The sequence below is a fragment of the Streptococcus sp. FSL L8-0526 genome (genome assembly GCF_038007145.1).
GTDB lineage: Bacteria > Bacillota > Bacilli > Lactobacillales > Streptococcaceae > Streptococcus > Streptococcus thermophilus.
This window is the reverse complement of sequence record NZ_JBBOWP010000002.1, coordinates 46,850-67,732: the sequence shown is the minus strand read 5'-3', so window position 1 is coordinate 67,732 and position 20,883 is coordinate 46,850. Positions and strand designations below refer to the sequence as shown.

General features: G+C 39.0%; 18 protein-coding genes and 2 pseudogenes. 3 read left to right on the top strand and 17 right to left on the bottom strand.

What is annotated here, in order from left to right; all coding sequences use genetic code 11:
• Position 1 precedes the first annotated feature (1 nt).
• From NSQ85_RS07550 to NSQ85_RS07530, 5 genes and pseudogenes are all read right to left on the bottom strand, one after another.
• On the bottom strand, positions 2-1,177 hold the full coding sequence (locus NSQ85_RS07550; protein WP_179972621.1) for a DnaD domain protein: 1,176 nt from the start codon (positions 1,175-1,177) through the stop codon (positions 2-4).
• Positions 1,174-1,653 carry a transcriptional regulator NrdR gene (gene nrdR, locus NSQ85_RS07545; RefSeq protein ID WP_179972620.1) on the bottom strand — a complete coding sequence of 160 codons (480 nt, stop codon included), beginning with the start codon at positions 1,651-1,653 and terminating at the stop codon, positions 1,174-1,176. Before nrdR ends, NSQ85_RS07550 begins: the two co-directional genes overlap by 4 nt.
• Positions 1,654-1,774: 121 nt before the next feature.
• A pseudogene (locus NSQ85_RS07540) lies at positions 1,775-3,292 on the bottom strand (HAMP domain-containing sensor histidine kinase).
• Positions 3,289-3,978 (bottom strand): response regulator transcription factor, encoded by a 690-nt coding sequence (locus tag NSQ85_RS07535; RefSeq protein WP_179974238.1) that lies wholly within the window; start codon positions 3,976-3,978, stop codon positions 3,289-3,291. Before NSQ85_RS07535 ends, NSQ85_RS07540 begins: the two are co-directional and overlap by 4 nt.
• A gap of 155 nt (positions 3,979-4,133) precedes the next feature.
• A complete protein-coding gene (locus NSQ85_RS07530) occupies positions 4,134-4,670 on the bottom strand; it encodes a DUF177 domain-containing protein (RefSeq protein ID WP_179974237.1) in 537 nt (178 codons plus the stop codon).
• A gap of 296 nt (positions 4,671-4,966) precedes the next feature.
• Here NSQ85_RS07530 and rsmG point away from each other — a divergent pair, with 296 nt between their 5' ends.
• From rsmG to NSQ85_RS07515, 3 genes are all read left to right on the top strand, one after another.
• Entirely contained in the window at positions 4,967-5,680 is a 714-nt protein-coding gene (rsmG, locus tag NSQ85_RS07525) for a 16S rRNA (guanine(527)-N(7))-methyltransferase RsmG (protein ID WP_100284860.1), read from the top strand.
• Positions 5,681-5,749: 69 nt separating this feature from the next.
• Positions 5,750-7,114: a TrkH family potassium uptake protein gene (locus tag NSQ85_RS07520; RefSeq protein ID WP_100284859.1), complete on the top strand. Its 1,365-nt coding sequence runs from the start codon at positions 5,750-5,752 to the stop codon at positions 7,112-7,114.
• Positions 7,115-7,153: 39 nt separating this feature from the next.
• A complete protein-coding gene (locus NSQ85_RS07515) occupies positions 7,154-7,825 on the top strand; it encodes a potassium channel family protein (protein ID WP_100284858.1) in 672 nt (223 codons plus the stop codon).
• 16 nt (positions 7,826-7,841) lie between these two features.
• Here NSQ85_RS07515 and NSQ85_RS07510 read toward each other — a convergent pair.
• The 12 genes and pseudogenes from NSQ85_RS07510 to NSQ85_RS07455 form a co-directional block, all read right to left on the bottom strand.
• A pseudogene (locus NSQ85_RS07510) lies at positions 7,842-8,014 on the bottom strand (ascorbate 6-phosphate lactonase); the annotation flags it as partial.
• Positions 8,015-8,075: 61 nt separating this feature from the next.
• Positions 8,076-10,052 (bottom strand): transketolase, encoded by a 1,977-nt coding sequence (gene tkt, locus NSQ85_RS07505; protein ID WP_340781604.1) that lies wholly within the window; start codon positions 10,050-10,052, stop codon positions 8,076-8,078.
• 209 nt (positions 10,053-10,261) lie between these two features.
• Entirely contained in the window at positions 10,262-11,092 is an 831-nt protein-coding gene (locus NSQ85_RS07500; protein WP_179972614.1) for an energy-coupling factor transporter transmembrane component T family protein, read from the bottom strand.
• Positions 11,085-12,761: an ABC transporter ATP-binding protein gene (locus NSQ85_RS07495; RefSeq protein ID WP_179974235.1), complete on the bottom strand. Its 1,677-nt coding sequence runs from the start codon at positions 12,759-12,761 to the stop codon at positions 11,085-11,087. The genes NSQ85_RS07500 and NSQ85_RS07495 overlap by 8 nt, the downstream gene beginning before the upstream one ends.
• A gap of 65 nt (positions 12,762-12,826) precedes the next feature.
• Positions 12,827-13,372 (bottom strand): ECF-type riboflavin transporter substrate-binding protein, encoded by a 546-nt coding sequence (locus NSQ85_RS07490; protein WP_002946071.1) that lies wholly within the window; start codon positions 13,370-13,372, stop codon positions 12,827-12,829.
• 9 nt (positions 13,373-13,381) lie between these two features.
• Positions 13,382-14,230, bottom strand: coding sequence for an SAM hydrolase/SAM-dependent halogenase family protein (locus NSQ85_RS07485; protein ID WP_014607963.1), 849 nt, complete (start codon positions 14,228-14,230; stop codon positions 13,382-13,384).
• A 152-nt stretch (positions 14,231-14,382) separates the two neighbouring features.
• Positions 14,383-15,591 (bottom strand): serine/threonine transporter SstT, encoded by a 1,209-nt coding sequence (sstT, locus tag NSQ85_RS07480; RefSeq protein WP_179974233.1) that lies wholly within the window; start codon positions 15,589-15,591, stop codon positions 14,383-14,385.
• 122 nt (positions 15,592-15,713) lie between these two features.
• Positions 15,714-16,406, bottom strand: coding sequence for a methionine ABC transporter permease (locus NSQ85_RS07475; RefSeq protein WP_084825771.1), 693 nt, complete (start codon positions 16,404-16,406; stop codon positions 15,714-15,716).
• On the bottom strand, positions 16,406-17,473 hold the full coding sequence (locus NSQ85_RS07470; RefSeq protein WP_084828480.1) for a methionine ABC transporter ATP-binding protein: 1,068 nt from the start codon (positions 17,471-17,473) through the stop codon (positions 16,406-16,408). The genes NSQ85_RS07475 and NSQ85_RS07470 overlap by 1 nt, the downstream gene beginning before the upstream one ends.
• Entirely contained in the window at positions 17,466-18,839 is a 1,374-nt protein-coding gene (locus tag NSQ85_RS07465; RefSeq protein ID WP_179974232.1) for a M20/M25/M40 family metallo-hydrolase, read from the bottom strand. The genes NSQ85_RS07470 and NSQ85_RS07465 overlap by 8 nt, the downstream gene beginning before the upstream one ends.
• Positions 18,840-18,900: 61 nt before the next feature.
• Positions 18,901-19,806 (bottom strand): MetQ/NlpA family ABC transporter substrate-binding protein, encoded by a 906-nt coding sequence (locus NSQ85_RS07460; protein ID WP_179972606.1) that lies wholly within the window; start codon positions 19,804-19,806, stop codon positions 18,901-18,903.
• Between the two features lie 160 nt (positions 19,807-19,966).
• Positions 19,967-20,815 (bottom strand): amino acid ABC transporter substrate-binding protein, encoded by an 849-nt coding sequence (locus NSQ85_RS07455; protein ID WP_179974231.1) that lies wholly within the window; start codon positions 20,813-20,815, stop codon positions 19,967-19,969.
• Positions 20,816-20,883 lie beyond the last annotated feature (68 nt).

Here is a 20,883-nt window from a genome sequence, read left to right as displayed (position 1 = left end):
GCTACTCCTTTCCTTTTTCTAGTTTAGCCAAAGCACGGTGTCTAATTTCGTCTAACTTGGCTTGGTCGGCCTGACTGGTTTGATTATCGTAATCAGGATCACTCCAGCTAGGTACATTTGTTTTCTTCTTAGAATCATCTTTTGCCCGCTGTGATTTTTTGTCGTAACCACTACGCAAAGCCAAAAGCCCTTGTTCAGCAGTAACAATCTTCTTAAAGGCAAAATCGTTGGCAAGTTTAGAGATATACTCTCGATGCACATTTGTTGAACGTGTCCGTCCCAAACTGTAGGCAACCATGAGATTAATGACCTCATCCATAAAGCCTCTTTGTGCCAAGTCTGTGAGAATTTTTTTCTCAGAATTAGTCACAGTCCCGCCTGGACCCTTAGCACTCTGTAAGTAATCAACAGGTTTTCCAGATTTAACAGCTTTAAGAATCTTTTTCTCTGTCTCCGTCAATGCAGAATCACCACCCAATTTTTGAGCTTGATCTTGCTCTAATTGCACTTTCATACGCTTAACAATAATCTGGTGGTTCACGGCTGTCTTTTTTGACAAGAGATAGGTATCATACCAATTCATGTCATAGGTTTCAGACAATTTATAAATTTCTGGAACATCTGTCTTTTCATCTGTAAATACAAGTCCATCAGCCTGCATACGATTCCTGAAACTGATTAAATCAAATGAATTTTTAGGCTTAATTTCAGAAACAGACTTTTGAGCCAAACGCTCATCAGTAAAAACATCCGAAAAACGTTTAGATAAGTCTTGTAAACCATGTAAACTCTTCGGTTTTAAAGCATCCACTGCTGGCTCACCAATTTTTTGCTCTAGAAGTGAACTATAAACCGCATGTTTTAGAAACTGCTCGATAGATAGGGGAGACTTAAGCTCCACAACATAAATTCCCTGAGGAGAATTATAGAAAGCCAACAAGTCTACCGCTGTCAGGACCGCCAGGGATTCCTGAAGAGGCTGCATACCAAAGTTAAGATGATTCAGAATAGTAGCAAATTTATGACGATGATTACCATTATCATAGAAAGCCATAAAATACTGATAGAGTGCGTATCCCTCACCCCCAATAATGGGATAATAACAACGCATCAAACTTGCCTGATCGGGAACGATAACCTGATTGCCAACATAGACAAATTCTTCAATAGGTCTCATTTTTTAGACTCTTTTTTCGCACGGACAGTCTTGGTGATTTCTTGAAGCAATTCTTCAATCTCATCAACATCTTTGAAAGAACGGTAGACACTAGCAAAACGGACATAGGTAATTTCATCAAGATCTGCTAGTTCTTTCATGACTAAATTCCCAATGATCTCACTATCAACCTCTCCATCATGGTTACGGCGAATGTTTTGCTCTATACGGGTGATGGCATTTTCAATATCCTCACTTGAAACTGGACGCTTCTGAGCACTCATCAAGATACCGTTGAAAATCTTATCGCGAGAGAATTGTTCACGAGTACCGTCTTTTTTGACAACTAAAAGTGGAACTTCTTCCACACGCTCAAATGTAGTAAAACGGGTATGACAAGCATCACACTCTCGACGACGACGAATAGTATTTCCATCCTCTGCCTGACGGCTATCGATAACATTAGATTTATTATGTTGACATTTTGGACAACGCATGCACTTCACCACCAATCTTCGAAATTCAGTACTCTATTTTACCATAAAAACACATAAAAAGCACGCCCTTAAGGAGACGTGCTCATGATTGAGCGTTAGTATAAATCTCTTGTAAATTGACTTAACCTTCAAGTTGAGGTGTCGTAGTTTCTGAGTCTGCAAAAGGAATGTAGAGGTCAAAACGTGTACCCACACCAAGTTCTGAACTGACATCGATATGGCATCGATAAGCTTCCACAATTTGATAGAGGATTGATAAACCAATACCCACACCAGATTGGGTTGTCGTACGATTACGCGCCTTATCTGAACGATAGAAGCGTTCAAAGATATGTTCAATATCTTCTTTAGAGATACCCTCACCATTATCCTGTACCTGTACCAGCATCTCATCTTCCAGAGCCTTGATAGTAATCTGGATTTCCTTATTAACAGGCGAATACTTGACCGCATTATCAATCAAAATAGTAATAACCTGTTCAAAGTGCTGGCTGTAAATCTGTGCTGGACGATCTAAACTCTCAGAATCATTGAGGTAGAATTGGTAGTCGTCATGTAGGACACGGAAATTCCCAATAACCGTACGGATTGAAGAATTCAAATCACATGTATCATTTCTATGATTGTCAAATGACCCTTTAACACGAATAGAATCCAACATATCGTTAATCATAATCGTCATACGGTTGGCTTCGTGACTTGCAGCTTCAAGACTTTCTTCAAGGATTTCAGGATCATTTTTACCCCAACGTTGCAAGAGGTCCATATGTCCCTTAATAACTGCAATAGGAGTACGTAATTCGTGACTGACGTCACTCAAGAAACGCATCTGCATCTGATTATTTTCTTGAATTTTATCCATCATACAGTTAAAGTTAAGCGCCAAAGCACCAATCTCATCATGACTCCCAATCTTAGATCGAAGCTCCAAATCACTTGGCGAATCGATAATAATACCCATCGTTTCGTGTAACTGCCTCATCGGACGAAGAATAGATGTCAAAACAACTATAGTTACTGCAATAACTAAGACCGTCATTCCTACTTCAAGGAATATCAATAGGAAAATTAGACGCTCTTTTAACGCATAGTAGAATTCCAAATCATGGAAAACTTGAGCATACCCAACAATGGTATTCTTATCCTTGCCATAGATTGGAACTTGTAGTAAGAAACCACGTTTACCTTTATAGGAAACCAACTTCAGTTTATTGACCTCAGACATGCCTGGAGGTGAGTCTGTATCCTCCTCAGAAGTAAAGATAAAAGTTCCCTTTTTGTCATAAACATAGACAGACTGGTTAGAATATAATTTATTAGAAACCGCAACTTGACCATCTAAGGAACGCTTTTCAGAAAGCACTCCATTAATGATTGATGAATAGATATTTTTCGGTGAATAGAGGGCCGCTAAAAGCGGTTCTGGACTCAACTCTTCATCAGAGTCCCAGTCCTTTTCGATATAAGTAACAACTTTTGAGATTGTATTATTTACATTTTGACGTTCACGTTGCAAAAGAAGCGTATTGGCTTAAAATACAACAACCAGAGTGAACATCGACAATACAAGAAAGAAGACCACAGCAATTGTCATGGTCAACTTTTTTCTAATGGTTACTTTACCAAATAATTTACTCATTTTTCACGGATAACGTAACCCATCCCTCGTACTGTTTGAATGTATGATTCCTTACCTGGAATGTCGATTTTCCCACGTAAGTAACGAATATAAACATCTACAACGTTTGTTTCAATTACATCATCATATTTCCAGACTTGAAGCAAGAGTTCCTCACGGGTCATTACTTGGTTCATATTATTTAAAAGTGTGTTCAACAAATCAAACTCACGTTTTGTCAATGGAATTACCTCATCACCGCGAACAACTGCACGGTTTTGAACATCCAATTTTAAATCGCGATAGGTTGACGCTTTAGCTGGTGCCTTCTTAGTAGCTTCAATATCTTGGCGACGGAAGGTTGCACGAATACGTGCCAACAGTTCTTCAATCGCAAATGGTTTTATAATATAGTCATCAGCTCCACGATCCAAACCAGCAACAATATCCATGATTGAGTCGCGAGCTGTCATCATCATAATATAAGTATCTTTTTCTTGTTGGAGACGACGTGTCACTTCGAAACCGTCCATCTCAGGCAACATAAGGTCCAAGAGAATAAGATCGAAATCTTTCTCAAGTGCCATTTCAAGTCCTTCGCGTCCGTTGTCCGCTGTCACAACGTCGTATCCTTCGTGTTGAAGTTCAAGAGAGACAAAACGAGCAAGGTTTCTCTCATCTTCAACAATCAAAATGCGTTTGCTCATAATAAGTATTTACCCTCTTTTATAAAAAATTTTTTGGCTTCCATTTCCTCAAAAAGTATTTAGGTTTAGCCAATGAATACATCCGAAAATTAGCTTATAATGACAGAATAATACAGATTTTTAAAATTGTCAAACATTTTTAGTTTGTTTTTGAATTAATTGTCATCAAATAGTCCATTCAATCGAGCAAAAGGATTACTTGCCTCTTCCTTCTCTTGTTTAAGAGCTGCAAAATCCTCTTCTGACAAGACTTCCCAGTCATTACCTGAGAGCGAAATTTGTCCTGATTCCTCTTCAGGTGTCAGCACTCTCAAAGGAATATTAAGAAGAATATTATCTAAAATACTCTCATTAAGGTCAATAGTATCGTCATTCAAGATAAGAACTAGATTTTCCTCGACTAATTCCTTTTGAAGAGCAGCATCTGCCTCTTTTATAAAGGTTTCCGAGACTAGGTAATTAAACTCAAGTGTCGCAGGCTCAAGTGAACGACTAGATGGCAAAGTAATATCATAGCTAAGTTGATAATCTAAGAGATATAAGCCATTATCATAGACTACTTGACCACTTGCTTGAAGGTGTTCAAGATTTAAAACTTGGTCATAGCGTTCTTTAATTGACTCCAACAAAGAAGGTGCTTCATTAAAGGCTAGCCCTTCTGGAGACTTTCTAACTTCTGAAAGATAAATCATTTTCAATCCTCAAATTAAATTTTCCCATAGGAATCTATTTTCAATCCATAAGACCATAATCCCCTATATTCACTTTTCATTAAAGCGAGTAATTATGATTTTAGACTTAATTAACATTATATCAGATTTTTAAAAAAAAATAACAGCTTTAATATTACATAATTTTAAACTTAGGAGGTTTTTAGTAGCTTATTAAAAACTGGTTCTTACCTAATCTTAAACAATCTTTCCCATTAGATGAAAGAGATTAATTATGGTAAAATAGGGGCATTGAAACTAGATAAAAGGATTGTAAAATGACACCTGAAGATTTTTACATGGCTTTGAAAGAACTAGGGTTCGATCTTAGCCAAAAACAAAAAGACCAATTCCAACGCTACTTTGAGCTTTTGGTAGAATGGAATGAGAAAATTAACCTTACTGCAATTACAGACAAAGATGAGGTTTTCCTCAAACATTTCTATGATTCTTTGGCTCCTGTTCTTCAAGGGCATATTAAAAATCAAAGTATTCGACTTCTGGATATCGGTGCTGGAGCTGGATTTCCAAGTCTCCCTATTAAAATTCTTTGTCCTAATCTTGATGTGACAATCATTGATTCTCTTAATAAACGCATCACTTTCCTTAACTTCTTGTCTGATGAACTTGAACTTAGCGGTGTCCACTTCTATCACGGACGTGCTGAAGATTTTGGACAAGATAAGACCTTCCGTGCTCAATTTGATATTGTTACTGCCCGTGCCGTTGCACGTATGCAAGTTCTCTCAGAATTAACTATTCCTTTCTTAAAGGTCGGAGGTCAACTTATTGCACTTAAGGCTGCCGCAGCTGACCAAGAGCTAGTCGATGCTAGAAATGCTTTGAACGTTCTTTTTGCTAAACCTACTCTCAACGAAAACTACAAGCTGCCAAATGGTGATGGTCGTAATATTACTATTGTCGATAAGAAAAAAGAAACCCCAAACAAGTACCCACGTCGTGCTGGGATTCCTAATAAGAAACCACTATAACGTTTATCCAAGAATGCTTTCTTACTCCTTGGATTCTTATTTCTCCTTATGATAACTCGGAGGTTCTCATTGATAAATCGTCTTTCAGTCACGCAAAAGCTTGTACTCAGCTTTGCCTTTGTCATTATAGTGGGGAGTATTTTACTTAGTCTTCCCATAAGCCATTATGCTAATAGTCCAGAAACAAGCTACCTAGATCATCTCTTCAATGCTGTGTCAATGGTCTGTGTAACTGGGCTTTCGGTTGTTCCTGTCAGCAAGGCTTACAATGGCTTTGGTCAGATTATCTCTATTCTCCTTATACAGACGGGAGGACTTGGACTAGTCTCTCTTATAGCCTTTAGTACCTATACTCTTAAAAATAAATTAGGATTAAGTGATCAAGATCTCCTTCAATCCGCACTTAGTAGGGATAACCAAAAAGATTTGAAAGCTTATCTTTTCAATGTATATAAAATAACTTTTTCTATTGAAGCTTTAGCGGCACTAGTAATTATGACTGATTTTATTCCTCGCTTTGGACTTGGTCATGGCATTTTTAACAGTCTCTTTCTAGCTGTCTCTGCTTTTTGTAACGCTGGCTTTGATAACCTAGGAACTAACAGTTTACAAGATTATGCGACCAATCCAACTATCAACCTCTCTGTGGCTTTTCTTATTATGTCTGGAGGCTTAGGTTTTGCAGTTTGGATTGATTTAATTCAAATGATTAGACGCTATATTAAAGATCGCCCTAGAAACTGGAAATTAGCAAGTAGACCTTTCAGTAATCAAAGTCGTCTTGTGCTTATAAGTACAAGCTGTCTCCTCTTAGGCGGAACCCTACTTGCTTGGTTTCTGGAAATGGATAACTCTAAAACTATCGGTACTCTCAATGTCTGGCAGCAACTTTTGGTAAGTTTCTTTCAGACTGTAACCATGCGTACCGCCGGTTTTGCGACTATTTCCTACACCAATGCTAATTTTACTTCAAACCTTCTTTTTATGATTCAGATGTTTATTGGAGGTGGTCCTGGAGGAACTGCCGGTGGTATCAAGGTAACCACCGCCTCCATCATGTTTCTTCTTTTCAAGTCGGTGCTTTCTGGTAACTCCAGAGTTGTTTTCCGAAATCGTATTATCTCTAATAAAACTGTTATGCAAGCATTCACTGTTATCCTATTTTACCTAATCATGCTCTTAGTCGGCTATGTTATTTTGCTTCAGACTAACCCTACTCTGTCACCACTAGCTCTACTTTTTGAGAGTGTGTCAGCTATTGCTACCGTTGGGGTGTCTATGGATCTGACTTCTAGTCTTAACACCATGGGACGTCTTGTTATCATGGCTCTGATGTTCATTGGCCGTGTCGGACCTATTACTGTTCTCTTGAGCTTGATGACAAAAAAAGAAAAACATGTCTCTTATGCCCCTACTGATATTTCAATCGGCTAAACTATTTTATTAATTGACAATACTCTGAAAGGATTTTATATGAAAACACAAATTATTGGTGTCCTTGGTTTGGGAATCTTTGGACAAACACTTGCAACAGAACTCTCCTCTTTTGGACAAGATGTGATTGCCTTGGACAACAACTCTAGAACAATTGAATCCCTTGCTGATCAAGTAACTAAGGCCGCTGTTGGTGACATTACTGACATTGACTTTCTACGTTCCGCTGGTATCGATACTTGCGATACAGTCATTATTGCAACTGGAGAACACTTAGAGTCTTCTGCACTGGCGCTCCTACATTGTAAAAAACTCGGCATTACAAATATTATCGCCAAAGCTACAAATAACAATTATGAGGAAGTCCTTTACGGAATGGGGGCCAATTTGGTCATCACTCCTGAGCGTAGCACAGCAAAAGACTTGGCTTCAAATATACTCCGCTGTAACATTTCAAGAATTTTTCATTTAGAGGATGACGTGGCTTTAATTGAGTTGAAAATTCCTAATGAATGGGCTGGAAAGTCGTTGCATACTTTAAATCTAAGACAAACTTATAACATCAATGTTATTGGTTTTAGAAATGAGGAAAATGGTAGGTTAAACACTTACTTTGACCCAATGGATAGACTCCCTAACGAAGGAACTATTCTAGTAGTCTCCGACAATCGAACACTAGAAAAATTCGATTATTTAGGATATTTGAAATAAATTGACTTAGATAGACTAACATTTCTTGAATACCTAGATAGTTATTGATAGCTACTTCAATATCAAAGTCCTTACCATGTTTTGCAAAGCAGTTAGAGAAATGAGACAGTCTTCACCATGATAGATTAGGCCACCCAGTGTCTCAAGTACATCCTTAACAGCCCTAGGTGCCCTTTCTTCATTAGACACGTAAAAAAACATTGGTCCTTATAACCAATGTTTTTTAATGTTTCTAAGAATTCAAACTATCTTAGTTCATACCTTTTACTGTTTCAACGATATTTTCTACTGTAAAGCCATATTCTTCAATAATTTTAGCAGCTGGAGCTGAGGCACCAAATGTATCAATTCCAATCACAGCACCGTCTAAACCAACATATTTATACCATGGTAGACTTGCTGCCATTTCGATTGCTACACGACGACGAACTGCATTTGGAAGAACTTCCTCTTTGTAGGCTTGATCTTGTGCATCAAAGACATCTGTTGATGGAACACTCACAACACGAACTTTGTAACCTTCTGATTCCAAAGCTTTTGCTGATGCTACCGCAAGATTTACTTCTGAACCAGAAGCAAGGAGAATAGTATCAAAATCTGCTGCTGTTTCATGAACAACATAAGCACCTCTTGAAACTTTATCAAAATCTGTTCCTTCTTCAACAGTCAAGTTTTGACGTGTCAAAACAAGCGCCGTAGGTGTTGATTTAGAAGTTACAGCTTGATACCATGCAGCTTGTGTCTCACGCGCGTCTGCTGGACGATAAACATTAAGGTTTGGAATAGCACGAAGTCCAGCTAAATGTTCGATTGGTTCATGGGTCGGTCCATCTTCACCGACTGCAATAGAGTCGTGAGTAAAGACATAAGTAACTGGAAGTCCTTGAAGTGCAGACAAACGAACTGCTGCTTTTACATAGTCTGAGAATACGAAGAAGGTACCACCGTAAACACGAAGTCCACCATGGAGAGACATACCATTCAAGATTGCTCCCATCGCAAACTCACGTACACCAAATTGAATGTTACGGTTAAGACGATGTGCATCATCTTGTAGACCTTCAGATTTAATGTAAGTCATATTTGAGTGGGCCAAATCCGCAGAACCACCTAGGAATGTTGGCACTTTATCAGCAATAACATTCAAAGCATCTTGACTTGAATTACGAGTTGCTTGTGAATAACCATTTTCAACAGCTGGGAAGTCTGAAGATTGGAATTCAACTGCATCCTTACCTTCAATAATGCGTGCAAGTTCAGAACCAAGTTCTGGGTAAGATTGTTTGTACTCATCTACCAAAGCAACCCAAGTGTCATAGGCCTGACGACCACGATCAACTGTATTTTCCTTGAAATCAGCATAAACTTCTTTTGGAATTTCAAATGGAGCATAGTTCCAACCCAAGTTTTCTCTTGCAGCTGCTGTTTCATCTGGTCCAAGAGGAGCACCGTGAACACCGTTAGTTCCTTGTTTATTAGGAGCACCATGACCAATGACAGTCTTAACCTCAATCAAAGATGGTTTACCACTTGCTTTTGCACTTTCAATAGCAGCGTTGATAGCTTCAATATCTGTTCCATTTTGAACAAATTCAGTGTTCCAACCATAAGCTTCATAACGTGCACGTACATCTTCAGTAAATGAATCTTTAGTTTCACCGTCAAGATTGATATCATTTGAATCGTACAATACAATCAATTTATCCAATTTTTGAAGACCAGCGTAAGATGATGCTTCGGCCGAAACGCCTTCCATAAAGCAACCATCCCCCGCAATAACATAAGTATAATGGTCAAAGATTGGGAAGCCTTCCTTGTTGTATCGAGAAGCCAAGAAACGTTCAGCTTGTGCCATACCAACAGCCATAGCAATACCTTGCCCAAGTGGACCTGACGTAGCATCTACACCAACTGTATGACCAAATTCTGGGTGACCAGGTGTCTTAGAACCCCATTGACGGAATTGTTTAAGCTCTTCAATACTCAAATCTTTAAATCCTGACAAATGGAGGAGCGCATAAAGAAGCATTGAACCATGACCTGCTGACAAAACAAAACGGTCACGATTAATCCAATTTGGAACTTCAGGATTGACATGCATTTGCTTAGTAAACAAAGTGTAACCCATTGGTGCTGCACCCATTACCACACCAGGGTGGCCAGAGTTAGCTTGGTTAATCGCATCTACCCCTAGAAAACGGATAGCATTTACTGAAAGGTTAGACATAATTTCCTCCTTAATAATATCAAGACTCTTTTAGTTACATCAACACTCCCTTCATTATATCACAGAAACGTTTTCACAATAAAGTACTTTATCGAAAATTTCATACAAATACCGTTCAAAAATTGGGAATAAAAAACTAAAAAAGCTCTGAAGATACTATAGACATCTCAGAACTCTTTCGTTTATTTAAAACTCACTAAAAGAAAACTTCAAATCCATGGATTGTAAAAACGCCCATGGTTAAGATAAATCAACTCCAGACTAATTCCCAATAAAAGAGTAGCTGATACAATTACAAGATAATCTTGTTTAGTCAAGGATTTGTGTACATACCATGTACGTTTTTTGTATCGACCAAATCGTCGTAACTCCATGGCTGTCGATATGGTATCAATTCGTTCGAGGGATGAAAAAATTAGAGGAAGAACAATTTGGAGATTCCCACGAATACGTTTGACCAATCCCGCCTTTTGCGACAAATCCAAACCACGAGCCTCCTGAGCCTTACGAATCGTAAAGAATTCTTCTTGAACATCTGGAATATAACGCAAGGTTAAACTCACGGAATAGGCAAATTTATAAGGAACCCCAATTTGATTCAGGCTAGCCGCAAACTGACTCGGATGAGTAGTCATGAGAAATAGAATGGCAAGAGGGACCGTTGAAAAATACTTGAGCAATAGATTTGCAAGGTAAAAAAGCTCCTGACTGGTTAGATAGAAACGCCCCCAACCTTCAATAATAACTGTCTTAGCCCTGTAAATTTCTTCACCATAGCCAGGTGCGAAAAGGTAGACCATAAGTAAATTAAAGAGAGCAATTGATCCAATAATCTTAACAACGAAAGAAATATCTCGCCAACGAATCTTGGCCAAATAAAAGAGATAAATAGAAAGTAAGCCTACTGCTAGAATAAAACGTGGGTCATAGGTTGCCATACAAGCAACTGAAACCAAGATAAAGAAAAGCATCTTACTTGCCCCAGACAAATCATAGAGGAAACCTTGACCTGACTGATAACCAATTAAACGATTAGACATTAGGGCCTCCTTTTTCGATATAATACTGGGTTACTTTTACTGGATCACATAACAACTTCTGACCTAAGCTATAAAGAGATGTCTGCTTGAGATTAGCTGACTCAAGTAAATCCTTCTGATTAAGAATTGTAACAGGATTGTCGTCTGCAATGATTTTCCCCTCAACCACAACGAGACAACGATCGCTATATTCTAACATGAGCTGCATGTCATGGGTAATCATCACAATCGTATGACCTTGCTTCTGAAGACTGTCCAAGAAATTCATGATATCCGTGTAAGTCTTGTAATCTTGACCAGCTGTTGGCTCATCCAAGATAATGATTTCAGGTCTCAAGACCAAGATAGACGCAATGGTCACACGCTTTTTCTGACCAAAGGAAAGCGCAGAAATGGGCCATTTACGAAAACTATAAAGGCCACAAGTCTTCAGTACCTCATGAACACGCTCTTCAACCTCAGTTTCTTCAATCCCTCGCAAGCGTAAACCTAGAGCCACTTCATCAAAAATCATAGTTTGGCTAATCATCTGATTAGGGTTTTGCAAAACAAAGCCTATACGCTCTGAACGCTCGGCGATGCTATCCTGACTGATATCCTGACCCTTGTAAGTTAATTTCCCTTGACTAGGGACAAAACCGCATAGAGCTTTAGCAAGCGTCGACTTTCCAGCTCCATTTTTACCGACAATCGCTAGTCGCTCACCTTTTTTCAAGCTAAAAGACATATCCTCTATAATCGCTGGATTATCCCCATAGGAAACGCTAAGCCCCTCAACCTTCAAAATAGAATCACTTGAACTGTCTCTTTTATCTTTCAAAACGCTATCTGGGATACCTAATCCAGACAAATCCAAAGCATCTAGTTGGCTAAGATTTTGTGCTCTAGTTGTATCAAATCCCAACTGACGTAAAACCGTCACATATAGAGGTTCGCGAATCCCATTTTCCAGTAAGAGAGTACTTGATAAAAGCTCATCTGGGCTACCGTTAAAGAGAAGTTGCCCATCATTGACTAGCAAAATACGGTCAACGGGACGATAAAGAACATCTTCTAGACGGTGCTCAATAAGAATTGTTGTAGCTCCCACCTCCTTGTGGATTTTATCAATGAGGTCAATGGTTTCCTGTCCTGATTTAGGATCTAAATTTGCTAGAGGCTCATCAAATAAAAGAATAGGGCTCTCATCAATCAAGACTCCAGCCAAACTAACTCGTTGTTTTTGGCCACCTGATAAGTCTTGAGGGCGGTGATTAAAAAGAGAAGTCAAGTCTAGACGTTCAGCCCAGAGTGCTACCTTATCCTTCATCTCACTTTGATCAGCACAATCATTCTCCAAAGCAAAAGCCAAATCCTCGGCTACTGTTAGGCCAATAAACTGACCATCTGGATCCTGCAATACCGTAGATACCGACTGTGACTTATCATAGATAGATTGCTTGAAAATATCCTGACCATCTATCCTTACCTGGCCTTTTGCCTGACCTTTATGGATACTAGGTATGATACCATTGAGACACTGAGCAAGGGTCGACTTTCCGCTACCAGAAGGGCCTAAAATGAGCACTTTCTCGCCTTTGGCAATATCAAAGCTGATATCTTTAAGCGTCGCTTCTGCTTGCGCATCATATTGAAATGTAAACTGATTAAAACTAATGTATTTATCCATGTTTCTACTAACAAAGAGAGGAGATATCAAAGCAAACTGACAGTCCCACTCTCCTATGATTCATGCTAGTCTTTGGTAAGACTACCAGATTGTGTACGTGAACTAGCATAGATGGCAAGAAGGAGTGTTCCCCCAATTGCAATTGTAATAAAGTTAGCTACGCCAGCTACAAAACTTTGTGCATAAAGATATGACCAGGCTTGAGCAAATTGGATTTTATCACCGATTGGCGTAACTACACCATAAGCAATAAGCAGTCCTAATGCTTGTGCTAGGTTGAACCAAATCATACTCATTACAGAGAATTTACCCATTGTTACATCATATTTTTTACCAAATAGGCCAATAACAAGACCTGTAATACCACTTGCAAGAACCCAAGCCCATGAGATATTTCCGTATTGAATACCATCTTTAAGCGCATGTCCAATGAAGCCCATAAAGAAACCTGTAATAGGCCCAAAAATCACTGAGAATAGAGCTTGAACAGCATACTGAAGTTGGATGCTGGTATTCCCAAAAATAGGAATATTAACAAACATACCAATGATAATAAAGAGTGCTGCACCGATACCTGTCGCAACTACTGTACGAATTGAATTATTTTTCATAATCTCACTTTAATCTCCTAAACGTTTAATTTCAATGTGCCAGTTAGACCCTAAACCAACATTATAGGCCTTGGCAAAAGACCCCTGGTTTATGGCTAGACCGACACGATAGAGGGAATTGATATAAATAATTGGCTGACCGATACGAACATCCGCAAACGATTTCCCATAGGTAACTTGGTTTTGGTAGACCAACATATCATTGTTAAAGATGGTCACCTCGAATCGATCACCAAAGTTTGGTTCTAACGCATAAAAGTCATCACGTGTGATAGAGGTCCAAAGAGAGCCGAAACGGACGTCCAAAATGTCAATCGCACCACGAACTAGATTTTCCTCTATGATGGTTTCAACCACTGGAAACTCTAGAATTTTGTCCACAGGTAACTCAGGACCTACTTCTTCAAAACTGATGTGACCAGAAGCTAATTTTGCACCTGTATAGGCATAAACATCACGACCATGGAAGGTATAAGACAGCTCCGTATTACTACAACGATTCTCAACTTCTGAAATTTCACGGACAGCAACGATACCGACGTCCTTCTTGATATAAGAAAGTGTTCCGTTATCTGGTGTGACGATATATTGTCCCGTCTTTGTTAAGGCAACCACACTTTTACGTGATGAGCCTACACCCGGATCAACTACCGAAACAAAGGTTGTTCCCTTTGGCCAGTACTCGACAGTCTGAAACAGACGATAAGAAGCTTCAAAAGTGTTGTAGGGAGTAATGTCATGTGTAAGGTGATGTACTCCCAAACTAGGTTCTTCTTGAAGGGCCACACCAATCATGGCCGAAACAGCACCGTCAACCAAACCAAAGTCTGATTGAAGCACTAATAAATTATTAGTCATAAATGTTTCACCCTTTCTCTTTGAATGGTTTATTATACTATATTTTATGGGCTTTTTAAATATGATAGATTCTTGAGCTAGCTATAGTCTTTGGCTATGTTTCCCTCTAAAATCAAAAAGTCAGCCCAACAGGCTGACCATGTAGTAGTTATCTAAGATTTCTTCCAACGACTTTTTTCTGCCACTGCTGTAAAAAGAACATCTGTTGACGAGTTGAGAGCTGTTTCACAAGAGTCTTGGATGACACCGACGATAAAGCCGACACCAACAACTTGCATAGCTAAATCATTTGAGATCCCAAAGAGGCTGCATGCTACGGGTACCAAGAGGAGGGAACCTCCTGCAATACCTGAGGCACCGCAAGCAGAAATAGTTGAAACCACACTAAGAATAAAGGCTGTTGCAAAATCAACCTCAATTCCCAAAGTAGTCACTGCAGCAAGCGTCAAAACATTGATTGTCACAGCCGCTCCTGCCATATTAATAGTTGACCCCAAAGGGATAGAAACCGAATAGGTATCAGGATTCAAGCCAAGGTCCTCACACAATTGAAGGTTAACGGGGATATTAGCCGCTGAAGAGCGAGTAAAGAAGGCTGTAATCCCTGAATCTTTCAAGCAACGGAAAACCAATGGGAAAGGATTTTTACCCATCATCACAAATGCAATGATAGGATTAATAACCAAAGCAACAAAGGTCATTGTTCCAACTAAAACAAGGATTAAGACACCATAATCTGCCAAAACACCAATGCCATTCTTAGAAATAGTATCAAAGACAAGACCAAGGATTCCAAATGGCGCTAGATTAATAATCCAACGTACGATTTGAGAAGTTACTTCTGCTAAGGTATGCAGCAATTCTTTAGTGTGCTCACTAGTTGTTCGCATGGCAAAACCAAAAACGACAGCCCATACTAAAACACCAATGTAATTGGCTTGAGACAAAGCGTTGATAGGATTGTCTACCATTTTAAGCATCAAATCCTTAAAGACCTCACCGACCCCTTGAGGTGCAGCCGCCTTAGTAGCTGAGGCTGCTCCTAATTTTAAGGAAATTGGAAAAATATAGTGAGAAATAACAGCTGTCAAAGCAGCCGCAAAGGTACCAAAGAGATAAAGCACAATAACTGTCTTCATGTTACTCTGCTGACCTTCACGTGTTTGAGAGAGGGCATTCGCAACCAAAGCGGAAACCAAGAGTGGTGCAATCGCCTTTAATCCACCAACAAACATGTCTCCCAAGAGACCAATAACCGTAATCTTTGGAATCAGTAAACCAAGTATAGCGCCAATTACCACACCAATGGCAATACGCTTAATCAGACTGGTCCTATTCCAAGCTGAAATAAAACGTTTCATAACTAATTAACTCCTTTTTGTGATTAGGGCAACCACAAAGCATTCTACAGTTTCCATGTTATGATAAATTACTGAAATCGTCAAGATATGAAAAAAGCCTTTGATAAATAGGCTTTCAAATTCTATTTATGACTCAACTTACGGGTCAAGAAATCACCGAGAAACTGAATAAGGAAAATCAAAATCAAAATCAAGAAGGTTGCCAAGATGGTAACTGATGTACTTGAACGATTGTATCCGTAGTAGATGGCGATGTAACCGAGACCACCTGAACCGATAGCTCCAGCCATGGCAGTTTCACCCACAAGGGAAATCAAAGTCACTGTTGATACACGAATCAATTCTGGGAGTCCTTCGCCAAGATAAACCTTAATCGTGTCCCAAAGACTTGCACCACTAGCTTGTGCTGCTTCAATCACTCCACGGTCTAAGTCTGCCAGTACAACCTGTACTTGACGTGCAAAGAATGGGAAGGTTGCAGCTGATAATGGGACCAAAGCCGCTGTCTTACCAAGGTTAGTCCCTACGATAAAGTATGTGAAGTCTTTCAAAATGGCCAAGAGGATAATGAAAGGAATGGCACGAAAGATTGAAGTAATTTTATCCAATATTTGGAAAATAAATTTATTTTCAATGACACCGCGAGGACCTGTCAATACTAAGAAGAGACCCATAATGAGACCGAGAAGCCCACCAATGATGAAGGAAATCACAGTCATATAAAGTGTCGCGTAGATGGCATCTGGCCAAGAGTTAGCCCCCTGCATACCGATACGATAAATATCTGGAAAGTTTTGTTGAATCCAATCTGACATTATTGGTCTCCTTTCTTAAGTACTCGCAAGCTAACACCTGCATTTTCAATCGCTTTTTGCGCAGCAATAACCTTATCAGAATCACCATCTAAAACAACGACCAATTCACCAACAGGGGTATCACCGAGAATCTCAACATTTCCATAAAGAATATTACTTGAAACGCCGAAGTCTTTGAAGATTTCAGTCAAAAGGGGTTTATCTGTTGAAGAACCTACATATTTAAGCTGAACAAGAAGTGCAGATACAGGTAAGTTTTTCACCAAAGGTTGTGCATTAATCTTAGCCAAGGCATCCTCAATCCCTGTTGCAGTTTCAATAAATTCTTGTGTCAAATCCTCTTGTGGGTTTGAGAAGATATCAAGAACACTTCCTTCTTCCAAAAGTTGACCATTTTGCATAACAGCCACACGGTTACAAATGTCTTTGACGATTTGCATTTCGTGAGTAATCATAACAACTGTCAACCCAAGTTTTGTATTCAAATCTCGTAAAAGTGAAAGGATTTGTTTAGTTGTCTTAGGGTCTAGAGCTGATGTAGACTCATCTGAAATCAAGATTTCTGGATCGTTAGCCAAGGCACGCGCAATCGCTACACGTTGTTTTTGACCACCTGACAATTGTGCAGGATAGTTTTCGGCACGATCTGCCAAATCAACCAACTCTAGAAGATCACGAATTTTTTTATCCTTCTCTTCATTACTTAGTTTAGAATGACGAAGAGCAAAGGCTATATTTTCATAAGCTGTCTTTTGAGCCATAAGATTAAAGTGTTGGAAAATCATCCCAATCTTTTGACGTTTCTGACGCAATTCTCTTGTCGTTAATTGAACCTGACCATCCTCAAAAATCACATCTTCACCGATAGTGATTTTACCAGCTGTAGGTACTTGTAAAAGATTGATAGCACGAACAAGAGTAGATTTACCAGCCCCTGAATAGCCAACGATTCCGTAAATATCACCTTTTTCAATCTGTATGGACACATCCTTAACCGCTTGAATAGTGCGACGTTTCTGCGTAAAGGTGATATCAATATTTTTCAAATCAATAATGACATTACTCATAACTTGCGATTAACTCCTTAATTAGTTCAATATGGGTGTAGTAATCTGCTAGGCTAACATTTTCATCCCCACCATGATCTCGACTATTAGCATTTCCTATACCGAAAGCTGCCATAGGAACACCCAAAGCCTCGTAAATCATATGCATAGGACCTGTGCCTGCAGCTGTCGGAAGTACAGCGACACCTTCCTCATAAAAGCCTTTTGCCAACTCAATAACGTTGACAATAGCAGGAGCTGACATATCACTCCGATAACTTTCTTCACCAAGAGTGAAGGTTACCTTGATATGATCAAAACCCTCTTTTTTGAGGTGAGCCTTGATACAATCCAAAACATACTCAGGTGTCAAACCAGGGACCAAGCGCATCTCCATCTTAGCTTTGGCTTGAGCTGCCAGAATGGTCTTAACACCTTGCCCCTGATAACCTGTCGAAATCCCTTCAATAGAAAGAGCTGGCTCAAAATAATACGTTTTTAAGAAAGCACGACGGTCGCTTTCCAAAATTGGTAGTTTTAAGCCATAAATCTTACGGAGGCTATCTGCATTTTCAATGGCGTAAGTCTCGATAAGATCCATCTCACGTTCATTTGGCTGGATAATTTTCCCATAGATACCATCGATAAGAATACGTCCCTGATCATCACGCATGCTTGAAATAGCATTGAGTAAGTACCAGGAAGCAGATTCAATAACCGCACCAAATTTAGAGTGGATATCAACATCCGCACTCTCGACAGACAAGTCAAAGGTAATAATCCCCTTGTTGCCACCCGTAATTTCTAATTGTCCTTTACTATTTCGATTTCCTTGTTCCCAAACCAATAAGTCTGCTGGGAGAAGGTCATCACGGTATTTTTCTAAATATTTTCCAAGGTCAGTCGAAGCAGACTCCTCAGCCCCTTCCATCATAAAGGTAATATTAACAGGAAGGTCTCCGACCTCGCGAATATACTTACGAAGAGCTGTCAACCGGGCTGTAATATGCCCCTTATCATCATCGACACCGCGACCATACATGTAACCCTTACGAACTGTCAAACAGAAAGGATCATCCGTCCACGGTTGATCATTGTCTGCTGGAACAGTGTCGTAATGTTGGTAAAAGATAATCGTCTTAGCATCTGGGTTTGGACTCTTGAATTTAGCCAAGACAAAAGGTGCCGCATAGGTCTCGTCAACAGTTACCTCTGCTCCTACACGAGAAAAAATTTCACCGAGGTAAGCAGCAACGTCATAGAGACCAATATTTTGAGCAAAAATAGATTTTTTAGAAATCAAAGTTCTCAAAACTTCAAAATAGTGCTGAGCAACTTCATCATTACGAAACTTTCGTAGCTGCTCTTCTTCACTAGGAAATGCCATCAAATAGACTCCTTCATATACGACAAAACGGCGTGCTCTCACACGCCCTTTCGCCCTTAGCTTATTTCTTTGAATTAGCTTCCAATTGATCTCGTGTTGGTGCACCTTTCCATGCTGGAAGGTCAACTTTGTTAGAAGCATCATAAATGATTTGGGCAACTTCATCATTTTGGTAAGCCTTAATCAAAGTCTTGATAGCATCGGCTTTGTTTGATTTTTCCCAATCTTTATTAGCTGCAATGATATTAACCCATTCTTTCAAATCTTGACGACTTGGATCTTCTTGGAAGAGGGTTGTTTTATAGTCAACATTTTGTTGTTGTGCATATGAGTTGTTAACAACTGCAGCGTCTACTGATGAAAGAGTTTGGGCAGCTTGTTCAGCAGAGATTTCTTTGATCTCCAATTTCTTTGGATTTTCAGAAATATTCTTGATAGTTGCCAATTCGCCATCTTTAACATCCAACTTAAGCAAACCAGCTGTTTGAAGGAGAGTCAAAGCGCGACTTTCGTTTGTACTATCGTTAGGTACTGAGATAGTAGCTCCCTCTGGAAGCTCTTTAACATCCTTATACTTAGCTTTACCGTTTTCAGTTCCTGAGAAAAGGTGGAGTGGGCTAAGGAGTGTATCAGCTACTGGAACGAGATCACCTTTATTTTCTTTGTTCCAGTTGTTCAAGAAATAGATGTGTTGGAAAGCATTAACGTCGATTTCACCATTTTTAAGAGCCTCATTTGGTTGATTATAGTCTGTGAACTCTTTCAAGTCAATTGTAACACCCTTGTCTTTAGCCAATTCTTTGACTTTATCCCACACTGGCTCAGTTGTATCATCCAAAGTCATGATACCAACTGTCAATGTTTTATCATCTTTAGCAGATTTGTTACCACCGGCACCACAAGCAGCCAAGGCTACTATTGAAGCGACTGCCAATCCTGTAATTCCAAGAATTTTTTTAAGTTTCATAACGAACTCCCTTTAATTGTTTTAAGTGTTAAATTATTATCCCATAAGATGAGAATTGTAGCAAATTGTTTATAATTGTATATCTCTATAGCTATTAACTATACCTTGCCCTAGATTTTAATTATATGAAAAAACTGAGAATCAATCCCAGCCTTCTTTATTATTTTTTACTAGGAACTTTCAACGCATCTTCAGCTGGAATATAGTTTTTATTTCCAAGGAATTTTTCAGCCAATTTAGCCAAAGTACCATCTTTTCGGAGTTCTTTCAAACGCTTGTTTACAAATTTTTGAAGGTCTTTTTGATTATCAGCAAACAAGAAGTAAATGTATGGTTGTTGATCAGACTTAAGTTCAATGGTCTTCAAATTACTCAACTTATTATTTTTGATGATTGTATTAACAGTTGGTGCATCAAAAATCTTGAAATCATATTTACCTTCATTCAAGTTTGTCAACATTTGTGTAATGTTTTCATTAGTATAGTGGAGTTCAACTGGCTTATCTGGATGTTTCTCATTGAATTCAGTCAATTGAGTAGCTGTTGTTGTTCCTTGAACAACCTGTGTTGAGTGTCCAGCAATGTCATCGTATTTCTTGATCTCACTATTTTTTGGAACAACCAAAACAGCTGGTGTGGTAGCAATTGGATATGAGAAGAGGTATTTTTGGTCACGTTCTTCTGAGTAAGAGATGTTATTCCCGGCCATTTGGTATTTACCTGCGTCAAGACCTGTAAATACTGAAGACCATTCTGTTTTTTGGAATTTCACTTCATATTTATCAGAGTCTTTAAAGACTGCTTTAGCCACTTCTACATCGTAACCGGTCAATTCACCATTTTCTTCATATGAGAATGGTGCCGTTGTCCCAACAGTAGCAAAGTTAATTGTTTCTTTGCCACCTGAAGATTTAGAGGCTTCTTTTGATGATTTAGAGGAACATGCAGCAAACAACGCTACTGAAGCAATGGCTACACCCACAATTCCAAGAATTTTTTTAAGTTTCATAATACTCTCCTTTGATATTGATTGATTGTTCTAATTGTAACAAAAATTACTCGGATTAACTAATACTT